This is a genomic window from Nocardia sp. NPDC127606, from assembly GCF_042671725.1.
Taxonomy (GTDB): domain Bacteria; phylum Actinomycetota; class Actinomycetes; order Mycobacteriales; family Mycobacteriaceae; genus Nocardia.
On sequence record NZ_JBHXWQ010000008.1, the window covers coordinates 1 to 15,647 of the forward strand.

Sequence of the window (15,647 nt, forward strand, 5' to 3'; positions counted from 1 at the left end):
GGTGCGTAGGCGACGAAGGAGCAAGCACCGGTGCCTGACCGGCGGCCCCTCAGGGCCGCGGACACGCGCGCGCCAGCGCGCCAACCAACACAGCGTTCACCGTTCTGGGACTACCGAACATCAGATCCAACCCGCCCGTCGGACCCGACGCACCACATCACAAACTGGCAGACTCGATGGCGACACTGTTCGACTAGCAGAGGTACCGATGCCGCAACGCCGTTGGATTTCTCGTTCCGTGCTGTTGATCGCGGGCGCGCTCACCGCCGCGACCCTGACCGCCTGCGGGGGTACGCCACCGGCCTCGACCGGCAGTGCGGGCACCACCACCTCGGCCGCGCCGACGACCACCGCGCCGGCCGGGACGCTGACGATCAGTCCCTCCTCCGCCGCGCAACTGTGCGACATGATCCGGCCCGAGCTGTCGAACTTCCGGGTGCAGGGGCCGACACTCGGGAGGATCTCACTCAACGCCATGGTGCACGACTGGGGCTTCCGCAACGGCGGCATCAACGGGCACGTACTCGCCGACAAGGCGATGATCGACCGGGTGACCACCGAGAGCTGCCCCGAGGTGCGGACCGAGGCGCTCACCGCTCTTGAATTGCCTTCCCTCGCAGCGGGATTGGCGTTCTGATGCGCGGCCTCTACCCCGAGGTCGAACCGTTCGAGCAGGGTCTTCTCGACGTCGGCGACGGCCAGTCGGTGTACTGGGAGGTCAGCGGTGATCCCGACGGCAAGCCGGTGGTGTTCGTGCACGGCGGACCCGGCGGCGGCACCGGGCCCCTGCAGCGGCGCTTCTTCGACCCGGCCGTGTACAAGATCGTGCTGTTCGATCAGCGCGGATGCGGAAAGTCCATGCCGCACATCGCCGATGGGGCTCCCCTGGACGCCAACACCACACCGAATCTGATCGCCGATATGGAGTTGCTGCGCGACCGGCTGGGGATCGAGCGCTGGCAGGTGTTCGGCGGTTCGTGGGGGTCGACCCTGGGCCTGGCCTATGCGCAAGCCCACCCCGAGCGGGTGACCGAACTGGTGCTGCGTGGCATCTTCTTGTTGCGGCGCAAGGAAATCGACTGGTACTACAACGGCGCCGCGGGCAACGTCTACCCCGCCGAGTGGGCGAAATTCCTGGCGCCGGTACCCGTCGAGGAACGCGGAGACGACCTCGTCGAGGTCTATCACCGGCTGCTGCACTCCCCCGATCCGCAGGTCGCGCTCGATGCCGCGGTCGCCTGGTCGACGTGGGAAGGCGCGACGAGTTCGCTGCTCCCGCAACCGGATCGGGTCGCCGAAACCGCCGAGGCACGCTTCGCTCTCGCGTTCGCCCGGATCGAAAACCACTATTTTCGCCACGGCGGCTTCCTCGACGAGGGACAGTTGCTGCGAGACATCGATCGGATCGCCGACATCCCCGGCGTGATCGTGCAGGGCCGCCACGACATCGTGTGCCCCGCGGTGAGCGCATGGGATCTGCACAACGCGTGGCCGTCCTCGACGCTGCACATCGTCGAGGACGCCGGGCACACCGCGCACGAGCCCGGCATCACCGCCCACCTGGTGGAGGCGACCGACCTGTTCGGAAAGCGAGGCTGACACCATGGCGACCGAGGCCGGAAAAGCCGTCGTCGCGGCACTGCGCGAGGACATCGACCGGCTCTTCGACGCCGAACCCGATGTGCGCGCCGACGCCGACGATTCGGTCCACCAGATGCGGGTGGCCACGCGCAGGCTCCGCAGTGTCCTGCGCTCCTATCGCAAGCTGTTCGACGCCGAGGAAGCCGCCGCCACCGAAGCGGAATTGAAGTGGCTCGCCGACCTGCTCGGCGTGGCCCGCGACGCCGAAGTCCGCGGCGAACGGTTCACCGACCTGCTGACCGGTTACGACCAAGTCCCCGCCGAGGTCACCGACGCCCTGGTCGGCGCCTCCCGTGCCGCCTACACCGACGCTCACGCCCAGGTACTGAGCGCAATGGACGGCAAGCGCTACCGCCGCCTGCGCAAAGTCCTGAAAACCTGGCGCACCGATCCCCCGCTCGCCCGAGAACTCGCCCGCGACAACGCGACCGAGGTCTTCGACAAGGTCCTGCGCCGCGACCGCAAACGCCTGCGCACACTCGTCTTCGCCGAGCCCACCGCCACCCCGGCGGACCGAGTGGAACTGCTCCACGACATCCGCAAGGGCGCCAAGCGTTTACGCTATTCCTGCGAAGCCGCCGCGACCGTCCTCGGCCCCGACGCCACCGACCTCGGCGCCCGAGCCAAGCGCCTCCAATCCGTCCTCGGCGACCACCGCGACGCCGTCGAATCCCGCGAAGCGATCCTGGTGGTGGCAGCAGGCACCCACGCGCCCGCGGCAACCATCTACGAACTCCTCGCCGACACCGAAGAAGCAGCCGCAGGCCGAGCCATCGCCCACTACCCGGCGGCCGCCGCGTTCATCTCCGCGGCGAACTGACAGTCCCCACTATCGACGTGGCCCGTCGTATTCGAACCCGATAGTCTGGGTTCCCGGATCAGCGACAGCCAACCGCACCGCGACTTTCTCCCCTTCCGGCGGCTGCCCCGCACACCGCGCGAGGATCGGCGGTTCACTGACAAAGATCTCAGCGGGCCGAGACCCGTTGGCATCACGCAAAACCACGGCGGCGAACTCGGTGCCGACCCGAGGCTGGAGGACGGTGGCCTCGGTCAGGTCGACGCAGGCGCGATCGACCTTGTTGGCTACGGCATCGGTGCGGCGCATCGTCTCGGCGGCGGTCTTCACACCGTCCACCACCCATTGCGGCACGTCGACTCCGGCATCGTAGGCCAGGCAGATCTCGGTGGTGAACCGGTCGGCCAGCCGTCGCAGTGGCGCCGTCACGTGCGCGTACGGTGCACCGATCGCACTGTGCGTCAGCTGTTCCGGGGTCGGGTCGTCGAGTTCGGCGAGCAGTGTGTAGCTCGCGCCGCGCAACAATCCGGTGGCTTCCGACATCAACACCAGCGCGGCGGGGGTATTCGCGTCGAGTCCCGCGAGCAGGCGGCCCACCGGGACCTCAGCGGGCCAGTCGACCCCCAATGCCGCCGCTGTGCGCCGCATCGAATCGATCGCGCTCTCCGGCGGTGGCGGCATCGTCCGGAGCAAGCCGACCCCTTTGTGCTCCAGCATGATTCGCGCCGCGCACATTCCGGTGAGCAGCGAGACCTGTTCGTTCCAGTCGTCGGCCTCGGTCCGGGGCTCCAACCGCAGGCGCCAGCCGTCTCCGTCGGGGATCACCTCCTGTGCGGGCAACCGCAACGAGATCGCGCCTCGGTCCAACCCCGCCTCGATCCGCAGCCGACCGAATTCGGGCAGCGCGGTCAGCGACGGCGGCAGAGTGCCTGCGTCGGCGGCAGCCTGGACCTGTGCGTAGTCGAACCGCTCCCGCGAGCGCACCACTGCGCGCTTCACCGAAAAACTCAGTGGCACAGCATCATTGTCGAGTTCGATGGTCCACAACGCGGCAGGCCGGTCGACGCCGGGCAGCAGACTCGCGGTGCCCTCGGACAGCACGCTCGGATGCAGCGGGACGTTGCCGTCGGGCAGATAGAAGGTCTGCCCGCGCACTTCGGCCTCGGTGGCCAGCGCACTGCCCGGCACGATCACCGCACCGAGATCCGCGATCGCGTAGTGCAGGGTGAAGCCGGTGGGAGTGCGTTCGATGTGCAGCGCCTGGTCCAGATCCAGCGCGCTGGGCGGGTCGATGGTCACGAACTCGATATCGGTCCGATCGACCCGGGTGCCCGCGAACGCGTCCACCGCGTCGCGGGCGTCGGAGACGGCCTCGGTCGGATACTCCGAGGCCAGTCCGAATTCGGAACGGATGGCGCCGAAGTCGACCGGGGCCGAGACGATCCGCTGATGGAGTTCCATCTTCGCAGAGTAGCGATTTCCTACTGCAGTGCGAGCATGGTCCCGTTGAGCTGATCGAACGGGCCGTACACCGTGAAAGTGACCCGGCCGTTGGGCACGGCGGAGGACACGGTCGCGGCCGCGTCGAGCGCCTGACCGAACGAGGCAGCCGACGGATGCGGCAGGCCGGCCACGGTCAGGCCGAATCGGGACTGATGCACCCAGGCGGTATCAGCCGGACTGAGGTCGACCTGAACCCCACCGTTGAGCGGGGTCACCGCGACCGCGCTCGCCGAACCGGCGCCGAGCGAGGCGAAAACCGCAGCGGCTCCGGCGATCAGTGCACCGGCGACAATGGAACGAACTACCCGCATGTAAATGTGACCTGCTTCCGCGATCGAATGTGTTGGGCTCGAGGAGGTGGCAGCGAGCCCTGCCGACGGCGATCACTCTATGACCTCGCTCACGTTCCCGGCGAGTTCCAGCGCATTTTCCCCTTCTCGACACACGATCGCCGTGACATTCCGGGCAATTGTTACTGTGGCGGCGGCGCACTCGGCAGCTGCCGGGTTGTGCGGCACTCACGTCGATAAATGGGAGTTTGCGAACGTATGTCGTGGCTGATTTTCGATTACCTGTCGCCGATCCTCGGACCGGACGCGGCCAGCTATTGGGCGCACCTGCTGGCGATCAACCCGGGATAGCTCACCGCTTCGATCCGGAACATGTCGCTTCCCGTTAACCACAGGGGAAGCGGCGTGTTTCCTGGGCGGCTAGCATCCCGCTGCGTGAGTAGAACTACCGCCGCCATCGCGGCCAGCGCCACCGTCTTCGCCCTGCTTCTGGCCGGCTGCAGCGACGACTCTTCCTCCGCCGGTTCCCCCGCCGCGTCCACCACGCCCGCGCCTTCCTTCCAGGTCGAGGCCAGCAAGGCGGGGATGTTCGTGGTGAGCTACCGCAACGCCTTCCCGAAGCTGGCGCAGGGGCGCGACGACGCCGCCGTGGCCGCGGTGCTGAACCATTCCTGCTCCGCGATCAAGGCGGGCAAGTCCGAGGCCGACGCGATCGCCACGATCAAGCAGGCGGCCAAGAACGGCGACACCGCCGCGACCACCGAAGAGGCCACGGCCGTCTACCAGATGTCCACCCTGATGTGCTGATCCGCCCTCGGGCGAAGCGAGGCGGCGGCTCCCGGTGGGAACCGCCGCCTTCTCGTTGCGTGGGCGGGCGAGCCGGCCTGTAAGCCGGATCCTGTCCCCGATTCGCATCGGGGGGCGACCATCCATCTGGACACACCGTTGCCGGGTGCCTCGAGCGGTCCACCCGCAGGCTCGGGCGAGCAGCCCTCGAACACCTGCGCAGCCGCATCGTTGCCGATGCGACCTTCGACCTTGCTCCGGGCGGGGTTTACCTAGCCGCCCCGGTCACCCGGGGCGCTGGTGCGCTCTTACCGCACCGTTTCACCCTTACCGCACGTGCGTGCGGCGGTTTGTTTTCTGTGGCACTGTCCCGCGGGTCACCCCGGGTTGCCGTTAACAACCGCCCTGCTCTGTGGAGTCCGGACTTTCCTCGGCACCGGGCAGCGGCACTGTTCGTGCCCGTTCCCGTTACCGCGGTCGCCCGGCCGACTCGCCCGCCGGTACAGAGTACTCGCTACGGTATTGACTCATGGAACGTGTCGACGTCAGTTTCCCTTCGGGTGAGCAGCAGTGCGCCGCGTGGCTCTACCTGCCCGACGGCGCGCCTCGTCCGCGGCCGTTGGTGATCATGGGGCACGGGCTCGGGGCCACCCGCGAGATGGGGTTGGATCGGTATGCGCGGCGGTTCGTCGCCGCGGGAATGGGGGTGCTCGCGTTCGATTACCGGAATTTCGGCGCCAGTGAGGGGTCGCCGCGCCAGGTGCTCAACATCGCCCGGCAGCGGCAGGACTGGAAGGCCGCAATCGCCTACGCGCGCAGCATCCGGGGCTTCGATGCCACGCGGATCGCGTTGTGGGGCACCTCGTTCGGCGGGGGACATGTGCTCGCGGTGGCGCCCGACGACGATTACCTCGCCGCGGTGGTGGCCCAGGTGCCGTTCACCAGTGGGTGGGCGTCGGGGATGGCGAAGGGCCCGATCAGCCTCACCAAGGTCGCCACCATCGCCGCCACCGACCTGCTGTTCGGCCCGATCCGCCGCAAACCCGTCCGCATCCGCCTGGCCGGGCGCAAACGCTCCGCGGCGTTGATGAGCGCCTCCGACGTGCCGGAGGGCTACGGCCGACTGGCCGAGGAGAGCGCCGACTACGATCCCAAAGTGGGTGCCCGCGTGGCGTTCTCGACCCTCTTCGACTCCCCCGGCCGTCGCGCCAAGTCCTTGAAGGTCCCCGTCTTCTACGCGATCGCCGAGAACGATTCGATCGCCCCCGCCGGACCGACCCGCAAGGCCGCCGAACGCACCAAACATGCTGTGGTCAAGCAGTATCCGGTCGGCCACTTCGACGTGTACTTCGACGATGTCTTCGAACAGGTCGTGCGCGACCAGACCGATTTCCTGGTGTCGGTCCTTCGCCCCTGAACTGCCCGGATGCCCCGGGCCCGTGGGGCACCATGGGGTGATGGAACAGATCAGCTCGCGCACGATTTACACCAACCCGTGGATGCGGTTGCGGGAGGACACTGTTCGGCGGGCCGACGGGTCGGTGGGGATCTACGGCGTCCTCGACAAAGTCGACTGGGCGCTGGTGATCCCGTTCGACGGCACGGGATTCCACCTCGTCGAACAGTTCCGCTACCCGCTGGGCATGCGGTGCTGGGAGTTCCCCGCGGGCACCCCGGCACAGGGAACCACTCCCACACCGATCGAGCTGGCGCACAACGAATTGCGTGAGGAAACCGGGCTGCGCGCCGAACACATGACCCCGCTCGGCGCCTTGGCCACCGCACCCGCACTGACCGACCAGCGCGGCCACTGTTTCCTGGCCACCGGCCTCACCCCCGGCGAGCCCGACCGCGAACACGAGGAGCAGGACATGCGCACCGCCTGGTTCTCCCGCTCCCAGGTCGAGGCGATGATTCTGCGTGGCGAGATCATCGACGCCCACGCGGTGGCCGCCTACGGCCTGCTGCTCATGCACGAGCGCGGCCTCGGCCCCCGCTGATCGCACGACGACAAGGGGCGCAGCACCAGTTCGGTACTGCGCCCCTTGGGTTGTCGCGAGTGGATCAGATGGGCTGGAAGCCCGCGCCCACGCCGCCCGCGCGGTTGAGCACGTCCAGGATCACCTGGATGGGCTGGAAGTAGGCGGGCGAGTGGATCGGGTTCGCGCCACCGGTGCACGGGACGTCGAAGTCGACCGGGCCGAGGCCGGTGAGACGGCCCTGGTTCATGCCGACGAGGCGGTCGCCGACAACGACGGGGCCGCCGGAATCGCCCGGCTGCGAGCAGTATTGGTTGATGGAGGTGCCTTCGAGCTCACCCCACACCACGCCACAGCTGCGACCGCTGGTGCGGCCGTCCGAGCACACCGTGGCGCCGGGGCCGGGCGAGGCGCCGATACCGGCGACGGTGGTCTGGCCGATGGTGCGCACCGGCAGAACCTTTGACGCATCCAGTTGCAGCACAGCGAAATCCAGGTAGTCGCCGTCGTCGGAGTACGCGACGGTCCCGATCACGCCCGCCTTGAGCGCCTGTTCGGCGCCGACCCGCGAACCGGTCGGCGCGCAGTGTCCCGCGGTGAGGCCGACGAGGCGACCCGCACCGTCGTGTCCGATGGCCGTGAGCGAACAACCGGAGTTGTTGTCGAAGACGATGCCCGAAGCCGCGCCGAGCACCACGCTCGGATCGGCCGTCACACTGCCCGCACCCGCGGACGCGGTGAGCACCCCCGCGATGGCCGCCGCAAACGCCGCCATCCGTAGAAACCTCATCAAGTACCTTTCCTGTGTGGCCGCGGCATTCCGCGCGCCCGAGAATATTTCGGGCGATGCGGCGTCGTCGTTACGCCGACCGTGCGCCGGGGCGACCGTACCGTGCCCGGGTGACGAGCGGCTAGCTCACAGGTACGAGGTGTCGTTGACCAGGCGCACCGAGGCGCCCCCGTCGGGATAGAACTCGGCAACGCTCAGCGACGCGAGGTCGAGGTGCAGGCGGTACAGCAGTGACGGCCCGACGCCCAGCGCCAGTTGCAGCAGGGTCTTGATCGGGGTCACGTGGCTGACCACCACCACGTTCTGGCCCGGGTACAGCGCCACCAGATCGCGGCGCACCCCTTCCACCCGTTCGCGGACCTGATCGAAACTCTCGCCGCCGGGTGCGGGGATCGACGGATCGCCGAGCCAGTCGCGGTGCAGCAGCGGATCGCGCTCGGCGGCCTCGGCGAAGGTGAGACCTTCCCAGACGCCGAAATCGGTCTCGGTGAGGCCGTCGAGGATGCGCAACGGCACGCCGAGGGCGGATGCCGCCGCTTCGGCGGTGGACCGGGCCCGCTGCAGCGGGGAGCTCACCACGGCGGCGATATCGCCTTTGGCGGCGAGCATCTTCGCGGCGCGTTCGACCTGTTCGCGACCGAGGTCGGTGAGCGGCGGGTTGCCGCGGCCGGAGTAGCGGCGCTCCACCGACAGCGCGGTCTGGCCGTGACGCAGCAGCAGCAGCCGGGTCGGCTTGCCGACGGCGCCGGTCCAGCCGGGCGAAACCTTGTTCGCGTCAGCCGATTTCGGCACCGCGACTTCGTCACCGGCGGCATGGCCGGCCGCGACGGCTTCGCGCACGGTTCCGGTGAGTTCACCGTCGTCCATCGCCTCGTTCGCGAGCCGGTCGGCGTGGGAGTTCTCCGCGCGCGGAATCCAGGTGAAGCTCACCCGATCGAATCCGGCGACCAGTGCCCGTGCCTGCTCGGCGAGCGGAATCATCGAGGCGTGCTTGATCTTCCAGCGTCCCGACATCTGCTCGACGACGAGTTTGGAGTCCATCCGCACCGTGACGACGCGGGCGCCCAGCTCGGCCGAGGCCGCCAAACCCGCGATGAGACCACGGTATTCGGCCACATTGTTGGTGGCGACGCCGATGTACTCCTTGCGTTCGGCGAGCACGCGCACGTGATCGGCGGCGAACACCACCGCGCCGTACCCGGCCGGGCCGGGATTGCCCCGCGAGCCGCCGTCGGCTTCGACGATCACCTGACTCATCGGCGCACCGCCGCGATCACAGCCCCGATTCCTTGGTGCGCACCATGATCGCGCTGCATTCCGGGCAGCGCAGGACCGCGTCGGGCGCGGCCTGGGCGATGCGCTGCATCTCGCCGCGGTCGATCTCGATCCGGCAGGCGCCGCAGCGACGGGCCTGCAGCAGGGCCGCGCCGACGCCGTGTGCCGCGCGCTGCTTGTCGTAGACGGCGATCAGGTCGGCGGGGAACAGGCCGATCAGCTCGGAGCGGTCCTTCTCGCAGCGCTGCTGCGCCACTTCGAGATCGGCCATCGCCTCGTCGCGCAGGCGTTCGGCGTCCTCGAGGTCCTGGTCGGCCTTGCTCAGCCGCGCACCGGCGTGGTCGTGGTCGGCGAGCATCGCCTCGCGCTGCTCCATCACGGTCAGCAGCTCGTCCTCGAGCACCGAGCGGCGACGCTCCAGGCTGCCCAGTTCGTGCTGGATCTCGGAGAGCTGCTTGGCGGCGACGGTGCCCGAGGTGAGCATGCCGCGGTCGCGGTCCTCACGCTTGCGGACAGCGTCGACCTCACCCTCCAGCTTGCGGATGTCGCGGTCCAGATCGTCGATGCCGATCTCCACCGCCACGGCCGCGTCCTTGTAGCCGTGACGTTCGGCCGCCAGACGTGTCACTTCCTGCTGTTCCGGCAGGGCGGAACGGCGGTGGGCGATGCGCGTCAACTCGGCATCGACTCCTGCGAGCTGCAACAGCTTGGTCTGGACCGACGGTTCGACATTCAACGCGCACGAACTCCTGAACACAGTGGACGGATGGATCGATCAACCGTACCGCGCCGCGGGGTGTGATCACGCCATGACCCGAAGAGATCGCCGAAGGCGGGAACCGAACGCGCCCCGGCCGCGTCCAAGCAAGTGTGACCACATCGAACCCGAGAATTGACCTGGCACTGCCGCTGCGACCACACATCTTCGACTCCCATGCCGAAGCGCGCCAGCTTCAGCTGACATTGGCAACGCCGTTACCCCCGGTGTGTCTCGTGCACGGGCAGGCCGCGATCGAGCCGAAGGAGCAGATCCTGCGGTTCTGGGGCAAGCCGGGCGCCTACCGCCAGGAAGGTGTCGGGCGGCTGCTGTGGGAGCTGCCGAAGAGTGCCCTCGGCGCCCTCGTGGTCGATTGCAACGAGCCGCTCGCGCTCGTCAAGGCGCGATGGCCGGAATGCAAGCAGTGCGCGGCGCGGGCCGATTCGCGTATCAAGAAACTGATCGTCTACTACGTGAGCAGCCTCGTGCCGCTGTTCGTCGGCGGGGCGCTGATGTTCACCCGTCCGTCCGCGTTCGCGTGGATCCTCTGCGCGGCCGGAGTCGGGCTCGTACTCCTCGCGGTGATGCTCGGTCCCGCGATGTTCGCGCGCACCGACCGCTACCTCGAGGCGACCCTGGCGCCGGACGCGAGCTCGGTCACCGTGCGCGCGCATCCCGACTTCGCCCGATCGTGGTCCGGTCAGGCGCAGTGGTGACACCGATCAGCCGCTGACCGTCCACGGGTCGGTGCGCAGCGTCGAAACGCGGGTCCGCACCGCGGGGAGGGCGACGTTGACGAACTGTTCGGCCTGACCGCACCAGGGGAACTCGGTGGCCCAATGAGCGGCGTCGATGAGGGCGGGGCCGCCGCGCCGCAGATGTTCGTCGACGGGATGGTGGCGCAGGTCGGAGGTGAGGTAGGCGTCGACGCCCGCGCGGATGGCCTTGTCGAGATAGGAGTCGCCCGCGCCGCCGCAGACGGCTACGCGTTCGATGACGCGTTCGGGATCGCCCGCGGCGCGCACGCCCCAGACGGTGCGTGGCAGGCCGGCGCCGACGCGCGCGGTGAACTCGCGCAGGGTTTCGGGCTGTGCGAGTTCACCGATGCGGCCGATGCCGAGCGAGGACGGCAGGGGCGCGCGTTCGGTGACGTGGTAGGCGGGTTCCTCGTAGGGGTGGGCGGCGCGCAGGGCGGCGAGAACGGCGAGCCGGGAGGTCGGGGGCGCGACCACTTCGACAGCGTCCTCGGTGACGATCTCGACCGTGCCGATCGCGCCGATCGCCGGGGCGGCGCCCGCGATGGGCAGGAATTGGCCGGTGCCCGCGGTGTACCAGGCGGCTTCGCGATAGTCGCCGATCGCGCCCGCGCCCGCGGTGAACAAGGCCGACATCAAGGAAGCCGTGTGGGTCTGCGGCACTTGGATGACCCACTTGTCCACGGAGGCTATCGGTTTGGGATCCAACGGGCCGGTGACAGTGAGGCCGACGGCCGCGGCCAGCGCGTCGGAGACGCCGGGGTCGGCGGAGTCGGCGTTGGTGTGGGCGGAGAACAGGGCACAGCCGGATCGGATCAGCCGGTGCAGCAGCGCGCCTTTCGGCGTATCGGCGGCGACGGTGTCGACCCCACGCAGCAGTAGCGGATGGTGGACGACCAAAGCCTGTGCGCCCCAGGCGATTGCCTCGTCGACCACAGCGGCGGTCGCGTCGACGGCGAAGACCGCCTTGGTGACCTCCTGTGTGGGGTCGCCACAGACGAGCCCCACCGAGTCCCACGACTCGGCCAGCCGCGGCGGGTACGCCGCGTCGAGTACCCCGATCAGTTCGGCCAGGTCGGTCACCGCCGCCTCCTTCGTCGCGTGGGAATGTTCGTCACCACAGTGCCGCCTTCAGTGTGTCGATCAACCGGTCGACTTCGGCGGCGCCACGGACCGCCACGCGGAGGTGGTCGGGCCCCAAGCCGGGGAACGTGTCGGCGCGGCGAACGGCGATGCCGCGGTCGGCGAGATGTTTGCGCAGGAGCGCGCCGTCGGGAACGCGGAGCAGCAGGAACGGGCCGGTGGCCGGGGTGTGCACATCGAGGCCGAGTGCGGTGAGACGGTCGATCATCGCGGTGCGGTCGACGGCGATGCGGTCTGCGTAGCGTTGTGACTCCGCGACGGCGGCGGGTTCGGCTGTCGCGATGATCGCCTCGAGCTGGAGAGTGCCGAGCGGCCAGTGCGGGCGGCCATGGGCGAGCCGGGCCAGGAGGTCGGGAGCACCGAGGGCGTAGCCGCAGCGGAGCCCGGCCAGTGCCCAGGTTTTGGTGAGACTGCGGAAAACGATGACATCGGGGGCCGAAAGACCGGCCAAGGACTCCGGCTCACCAGCAACCGGAGAACTCGCATCGGCCAGGTCGTCGCCGGAGCCGACGAGCCCGCCCATCGTCGATGGCGATTCGCCTGCGGCGGATCCGGTGGCGATGCTGACGACAGCGTCCGCGAACGCTTCGTCGACGACGATGATTCTGCCGGGACGGCGCAGTGCCTGGATGGATTCCACGGGGTGCAGGACCGAGGTGGGGTTGGTGGGGTTGCCGAGCACTACGAGGTCGGCGGCCTCGGGGACCAGGGTGGGGTCGAGGGTGTACGGGCGTTCGAGGATCACCCTGATGACCGGGACGTCTGCCTCACGCAATGCCAGTTCCGGCTCGGTGAAGGAGGGGTGGATGACAGCCGCGAGGCGGGGAGCCAGGCGGGGCAGCATCGCGAAGCCTTCGGCGGCGCCTGCCAGTAGCAATACCTCGTCCGGCGAGCGGCCGTGGCGGGCGGCGACGGCCACGCGGGCGGCATCCTCGTCGTCGGAACCCGGGTAGCGGCCGAGGTCGGCGAGGCGGGCGGCCAGGCGATCGCGCAGCCAGTCGGGTGGGGCGACGCCCTGGACGTTCACCGCGAAATCGAGCATGCCCGGGCGCGCCTCCACGTCGCCGTGGTGGCGCAACATCGCGGGGTCGACGGAGTCCTCGAGCACAACTGCACACCCTACGTGGCGGCGATTCGGCGCCACGGGCGAGAATGGCTCTCGTGGGTCCATTACATGTCTCGTTCATTTGCACAGGCAATATCTGCCGGTCACCGATGGCCGCGAAGATGTTCGAGGCGCACCTCTACCGCGCAGGTCTCGCGAACCGCGTGCGGGTGAGCAGCGCGGGGACCGGTTCGTGGCATGTCGGCGATGCGGCCGACCCGCGCACCGAGGCGACCCTGCGCCGAGCCGGCTACCCGACCGAGCACACCGCGGCGACCTTCGGTCCCGAACACAGTGACGCCGACCTGATCATCGCGTTGGACACCGGCCACGACCGCGAGCTCGCGCACCGCGGCGTCCCCACCGAGCAGCGCAGGCTGCTGCGCAGCTTCGACCCCGCGGCCGACGGCCGCGACGTGCCGGACCCGTACTACGGCGACCAGTCCGATTTCGACCTCGTCCGCGACCAGATCGAGGCCGCCATCCCCGGCCTGCTCGACTGGGTCCACGCCGAGCTCGACGCCCGCAACCCCGCCGACGTGCAGCTCTGATGCGCAAACTCACCTTCCTGCTGCGTCCCAGCTGGCTGATCCTCGCCGTGATCGTCGCCGCGTTCGCCTACCTGTGCTTCACCGTCCTGGCGCCGTGGCAGCTCGGCAAGAACGACAGCACCGAACACCGCAACCAGCTGATCGCCGACTCCGTGCAGGCCGACCCCGTGGCCGTCACCGATGTCCTCGACGGCGACTCCGATACCCACACCGAGTGGCGCAAGGTCACCGCGACCGGCGCCTTCGTCCCCGAGTCGACCGTCCTGGTCCGCCTTCGCCACCTCGACGGCGCCCCCGGCTACGCCGTCCTCGCCGCCTTCCGCCTCGACGACGGCCGCACCCTCCTGGTCGATCGCGGCCTGGTCGCCTCCGTCGACGGCACCCGCCCACCCGCGATCGCCGACCCGCCCGCGGGCCCGCAGCGCATCGAAGCCCGAGTCCGAGCCTCCGAAGGCGTAGTCCCCGACAAAACGCCCAGCACCCAAGACGGCTTCCGCCAGGTGTACACGGTCGACACCACCCAGGAATCCGCCGTCCTCGGCACCCCCCTCACCCCCATTCCGACCGGCACCGACAAGGGCGGCTACCTCCAACTGGCCGCCGACCAGCCGGGCGCCTTCACCCCGACCCCGCTCCCCCAACTGGACGCGGGCCCCTATCTCTCCTACGGCCTCCAATGGCTCGCCTTCGGCCTGATGGCCCCCCTCGGCCTCGGCTATTTCGTCGTAGCCGAGCTCAAAGCCCGCCGCCGAGACCGCGCCCAACCGTCCGCACCGACGAACCCCACGCCAACCGTAGACACCCCCACCCCCACCCAACCCACCACAGAAGCCCGCCTAGCGGACCGCTACGGCCGCAACCGCTGACAGCTGCTCGGCCTCCCTGCGAATCCATCACGTCGTCCAGTACCTCAACCGTCTCCCAGCCGCACACCGCGAACCCCACACCCCTTTCGCCACCCCGCCCCACCGTGCACCTCCCAGCCACACCGTGCACCCTCCAGTCACACACCGTGCGCCCCAGCCACACCGTGCGCCCCAGCCACACCGTGCACCCTCCAGCCACACCGTGCACCCCAGGTCCGCCATGACCGCCCTCCCGACCCCGCCCCCGCGACCCCTAGGGAGCGGCGGCCACGAAGTGGCCGGTCCGCGGCCGGGCCGCGGACACGCGCGCGCCAGCGCGCCAATAAACACAGCGTCAAACCGTCTGGGACTACTTATCCCCTGTCATCCCGCTCACTACCAAACCGCACGCCTACCGCCCGCCCCGCAGCCAGGCGATCACACCCGCAACCGCAACCGCCCCAACCTGCACAGCCCCGGACATCCGCACCGCACGCCGCAGATCCGCGGCCGTGGGCGTCGGCCCGTCACCCAGAGTCGGCCGAAGTTCGGTCCCGTGGCGATACTGCGTGCGTCCACCCAGCCCGATACCGAGGGCTCCCGCCATAGACGCCTCGACAACCCCCGCATTGGGACTCGGATGCCCGGCAGCATCACGCCGCCATGCGCGCAACGCACCCGAAGGTTTCCCGCCGACCACCGGAGCGAGGGCCGCCGTGAGCAGCCCGGTGACACGGGCAGGGACAAGATTGGCAACATCGTCGGTACGAGCAGCAGCCCAGCCGAACCGTTCGTACCGCTCGTTCCGGTAACCGACCATCGCGTCGAGAGTGTTGACCGCGCGATACCCCAGCACTCCCGGCAAACCCGCGACCGCGCCCCACAGCAGCGGTGCGACCGCCGCATCCGAGGTGTTCTCGGCAATGGATTCGAGCGCGGCGCGCGCGAGCCCATCGGCATCGAGCACCGACGGGTCCCGCCCACACAGCGAAGGCAACAGCTCACGGGCACCGTCGAGATCGCCGGCGTCGAGACGATCGGCCATGGCGTGTCCGGCACGAACGAGACTGCGACCACCCAACGCGGTCCAGGTAGCCAACGCGGTCAGCAGCACAGCACCACCCCCGCCCCGCCTTCGGGTAGCGAGCGCACCGAGCCCTACCACCGAGCCGACCGCGATCACCTCGTGGACCACCCCGGCACGTCGATCGTCGGCATAGGTCGTGGCTTCCAATGCCACTGCCGCCGAACCGAACCCGGCTACCGGATGCCACCGCTGTGGATCGGCGAAGACCCGATCGAGCACAAATCCCAGCACCAGCCCGACCGCCGTCGATGTCCCGTTCCGCACCGGCCGAGGGTAGCCCTCGCCGCGAATGTCACACCCATGACCACTGCTTCGTCATCACTGTGACGGCACTTCTAGAC

17 protein-coding genes and 1 other RNA gene are annotated in these 15,647 nt (G+C 69.2%); 9 read left to right on the forward strand and 9 right to left on the reverse strand.

The features are described 5' to 3' along the window. Positions 1 to 208 precede the first annotated feature (208 nt). Genes ACFVJ5_RS28040 through ACFVJ5_RS28050 form a run of 3 tightly spaced genes read left to right on the forward strand, consistent with a single transcriptional unit; the run spans position 209 to position 2,461 of the window. Positions 209 to 637 carry a hypothetical protein gene (locus tag ACFVJ5_RS28040; RefSeq protein ID WP_378996987.1) on the forward strand — a complete coding sequence of 143 codons (429 nt, stop codon included), beginning with the start codon at positions 209 to 211 and terminating at the stop codon, positions 635 to 637. Further along, positions 637 to 1,599 carry a prolyl aminopeptidase gene (pip, locus tag ACFVJ5_RS28045; RefSeq protein ID WP_379224579.1) on the forward strand — a complete coding sequence of 321 codons (963 nt, stop codon included), beginning with the start codon at positions 637 to 639 and terminating at the stop codon, positions 1,597 to 1,599. The genes ACFVJ5_RS28040 and pip overlap by 1 nt, the downstream gene beginning before the upstream one ends. A gap of 4 nt (positions 1,600 to 1,603) precedes the next feature. After that, positions 1,604 to 2,461, forward strand: coding sequence for a CHAD domain-containing protein (locus ACFVJ5_RS28050; RefSeq protein WP_379224581.1), 858 nt, complete (start codon positions 1,604 to 1,606; stop codon positions 2,459 to 2,461). A 9-nt stretch (positions 2,462 to 2,470) separates the two neighbouring features. On the opposite strand, the gene ACFVJ5_RS28055 is transcribed toward ACFVJ5_RS28050, so the two are convergent. After that, positions 2,471 to 3,901: an RNB domain-containing ribonuclease gene (locus ACFVJ5_RS28055; RefSeq protein WP_379224583.1), complete on the reverse strand. Its 1,431-nt coding sequence runs from the start codon at positions 3,899 to 3,901 to the stop codon at positions 2,471 to 2,473. A gap of 20 nt (positions 3,902 to 3,921) precedes the next feature. Further along, on the reverse strand, positions 3,922 to 4,254 hold the full coding sequence (locus tag ACFVJ5_RS28060) for a hypothetical protein (protein WP_379224585.1): 333 nt from the start codon (positions 4,252 to 4,254) through the stop codon (positions 3,922 to 3,924). Between the two features lie 414 nt (positions 4,255 to 4,668). On the opposite strand from ACFVJ5_RS28060, the gene ACFVJ5_RS28065 reads away from it, so the two are divergent. Further along, positions 4,669 to 5,040, forward strand: coding sequence for a hypothetical protein (locus ACFVJ5_RS28065; RefSeq protein ID WP_379224587.1), 372 nt, complete (start codon positions 4,669 to 4,671; stop codon positions 5,038 to 5,040). A 64-nt stretch (positions 5,041 to 5,104) separates the two neighbouring features. Here the strand turns inward: ACFVJ5_RS28065 and rnpB are convergent. Beyond that, an RNA gene (gene rnpB / locus ACFVJ5_RS28070) (RNase P RNA component class A) lies at positions 5,105 to 5,512 on the reverse strand. Between the two features lie 36 nt (positions 5,513 to 5,548). Here rnpB and ACFVJ5_RS28075 point away from each other — a divergent pair. Further along, positions 5,549 to 6,436, forward strand: a complete 888-nt coding sequence (locus ACFVJ5_RS28075) for an alpha/beta hydrolase (RefSeq protein ID WP_379224589.1) — start codon at positions 5,549 to 5,551, stop codon at positions 6,434 to 6,436. 40 nt (positions 6,437 to 6,476) lie between these two features. Next, positions 6,477 to 7,019, forward strand: coding sequence for an NUDIX domain-containing protein (locus ACFVJ5_RS28080; protein ID WP_379224591.1), 543 nt, complete (start codon positions 6,477 to 6,479; stop codon positions 7,017 to 7,019). Between the two features lie 64 nt (positions 7,020 to 7,083). On the opposite strand, the gene ACFVJ5_RS28085 is transcribed toward ACFVJ5_RS28080, so the two are convergent. The 3 genes from ACFVJ5_RS28085 to ACFVJ5_RS28095 all read right to left on the reverse strand — a co-directional run bounded on the left by ACFVJ5_RS28085 (position 7,084) and on the right by ACFVJ5_RS28095 (position 9,799). Then, complete coding sequence (locus ACFVJ5_RS28085) at positions 7,084 to 7,773, reverse strand: S1 family peptidase (RefSeq protein WP_378639444.1); 690 nt, start codon at positions 7,771 to 7,773, stop codon at positions 7,084 to 7,086. Between the two features lie 141 nt (positions 7,774 to 7,914). Then, the gene (locus tag ACFVJ5_RS28090) at positions 7,915 to 9,045 is read right to left on the reverse strand and encodes a bifunctional RNase H/acid phosphatase (RefSeq protein WP_379224593.1); all 1,131 of its coding nucleotides are present in this window, start codon (positions 9,043 to 9,045) and stop codon (positions 7,915 to 7,917) included. Between the two features lie 16 nt (positions 9,046 to 9,061). Next, positions 9,062 to 9,799, reverse strand: coding sequence for a zinc ribbon domain-containing protein (locus ACFVJ5_RS28095; RefSeq protein WP_378639441.1), 738 nt, complete (start codon positions 9,797 to 9,799; stop codon positions 9,062 to 9,064). A gap of 134 nt (positions 9,800 to 9,933) precedes the next feature. On the opposite strand from ACFVJ5_RS28095, the gene ACFVJ5_RS28100 reads away from it, so the two are divergent. After that, complete coding sequence (locus ACFVJ5_RS28100; RefSeq protein WP_379224595.1) at positions 9,934 to 10,536, forward strand: hypothetical protein; 603 nt, start codon at positions 9,934 to 9,936, stop codon at positions 10,534 to 10,536. A gap of 6 nt (positions 10,537 to 10,542) precedes the next feature. Here the strand turns inward: ACFVJ5_RS28100 and ACFVJ5_RS28105 are convergent, their stop codons facing one another. Together ACFVJ5_RS28105 and cobC are read right to left on the reverse strand one after the other, a co-directional pair. Continuing rightward, positions 10,543 to 11,658, reverse strand: a complete 1,116-nt coding sequence (locus ACFVJ5_RS28105) for a Nif3-like dinuclear metal center hexameric protein (RefSeq protein ID WP_379224597.1) — start codon at positions 11,656 to 11,658, stop codon at positions 10,543 to 10,545. Between the two features lie 31 nt (positions 11,659 to 11,689). Beyond that, the gene (cobC, locus tag ACFVJ5_RS28110; RefSeq protein ID WP_379224599.1) at positions 11,690 to 12,826 is read right to left on the reverse strand and encodes an Rv2231c family pyridoxal phosphate-dependent protein CobC; all 1,137 of its coding nucleotides are present in this window, start codon (positions 12,824 to 12,826) and stop codon (positions 11,690 to 11,692) included. A 44-nt stretch (positions 12,827 to 12,870) separates the two neighbouring features. Here cobC and ACFVJ5_RS28115 point away from each other — a divergent pair, with 44 nt between their 5' ends. Beyond that, complete coding sequence (locus ACFVJ5_RS28115) at positions 12,871 to 13,374, forward strand: low molecular weight protein-tyrosine-phosphatase (protein ID WP_378639435.1); 504 nt, start codon at positions 12,871 to 12,873, stop codon at positions 13,372 to 13,374. After that, positions 13,374 to 14,240, forward strand: a complete 867-nt coding sequence (locus ACFVJ5_RS28120) for an SURF1 family protein (RefSeq protein WP_379224601.1) — start codon at positions 13,374 to 13,376, stop codon at positions 14,238 to 14,240. The genes ACFVJ5_RS28115 and ACFVJ5_RS28120 overlap by 1 nt, the downstream gene beginning before the upstream one ends. A 391-nt stretch (positions 14,241 to 14,631) precedes the next feature. Here the strand turns inward: ACFVJ5_RS28120 and ACFVJ5_RS28125 are convergent, their stop codons facing one another. Further along, complete coding sequence (locus ACFVJ5_RS28125) at positions 14,632 to 15,570, reverse strand: cobalamin biosynthesis protein (RefSeq protein WP_379224603.1); 939 nt, start codon at positions 15,568 to 15,570, stop codon at positions 14,632 to 14,634. Positions 15,571 to 15,647: the final 77 nt, after the last annotated feature.

Bases quoted from the DNA above. Each gene is read 5' to 3' on its own strand.
- ACFVJ5_RS28055 (WP_379224583.1), bottom strand. From the start codon at position 3,901: ATGGAACTCCATCAGCGGATCGTCTCGGCCCCGGTCGACTTCGGCGCC.
- ACFVJ5_RS28040 (WP_378996987.1), top strand. From the start codon at position 209: ATGCCGCAACGCCGTTGGATTTCTCGTTCCGTGCTGTTGATCGCGGGC.
- pip (WP_379224579.1), top strand. From the start codon at position 637: ATGCGCGGCCTCTACCCCGAGGTCGAACCGTTCGAGCAGGGTCTTCTC.
- ACFVJ5_RS28085 (WP_378639444.1), bottom strand. From the start codon at position 7,773: ATGGCGGCGTTTGCGGCGGCCATCGCGGGGGTGCTCACCGCGTCCGCG.
- ACFVJ5_RS28115 (WP_378639435.1), top strand. From the start codon at position 12,871: ATGGCTCTCGTGGGTCCATTACATGTCTCGTTCATTTGCACAGGCAAT.
- ACFVJ5_RS28050 (WP_379224581.1), top strand. From the start codon at position 1,604: ATGGCGACCGAGGCCGGAAAAGCCGTCGTCGCGGCACTGCGCGAGGAC.
- ACFVJ5_RS28120 (WP_379224601.1), top strand. From the start codon at position 13,374: ATGCGCAAACTCACCTTCCTGCTGCGTCCCAGCTGGCTGATCCTCGCC.
- ACFVJ5_RS28090 (WP_379224593.1), bottom strand. From the start codon at position 9,045: ATGAGTCAGGTGATCGTCGAAGCCGACGGCGGCTCGCGGGGCAATCCC.
- ACFVJ5_RS28060 (WP_379224585.1), bottom strand. From the start codon at position 4,254: ATGCGGGTAGTTCGTTCCATTGTCGCCGGTGCACTGATCGCCGGAGCC.
- ACFVJ5_RS28075 (WP_379224589.1), top strand. From the start codon at position 5,549: ATGGAACGTGTCGACGTCAGTTTCCCTTCGGGTGAGCAGCAGTGCGCC.
- ACFVJ5_RS28080 (WP_379224591.1), top strand. From the start codon at position 6,477: ATGGAACAGATCAGCTCGCGCACGATTTACACCAACCCGTGGATGCGG.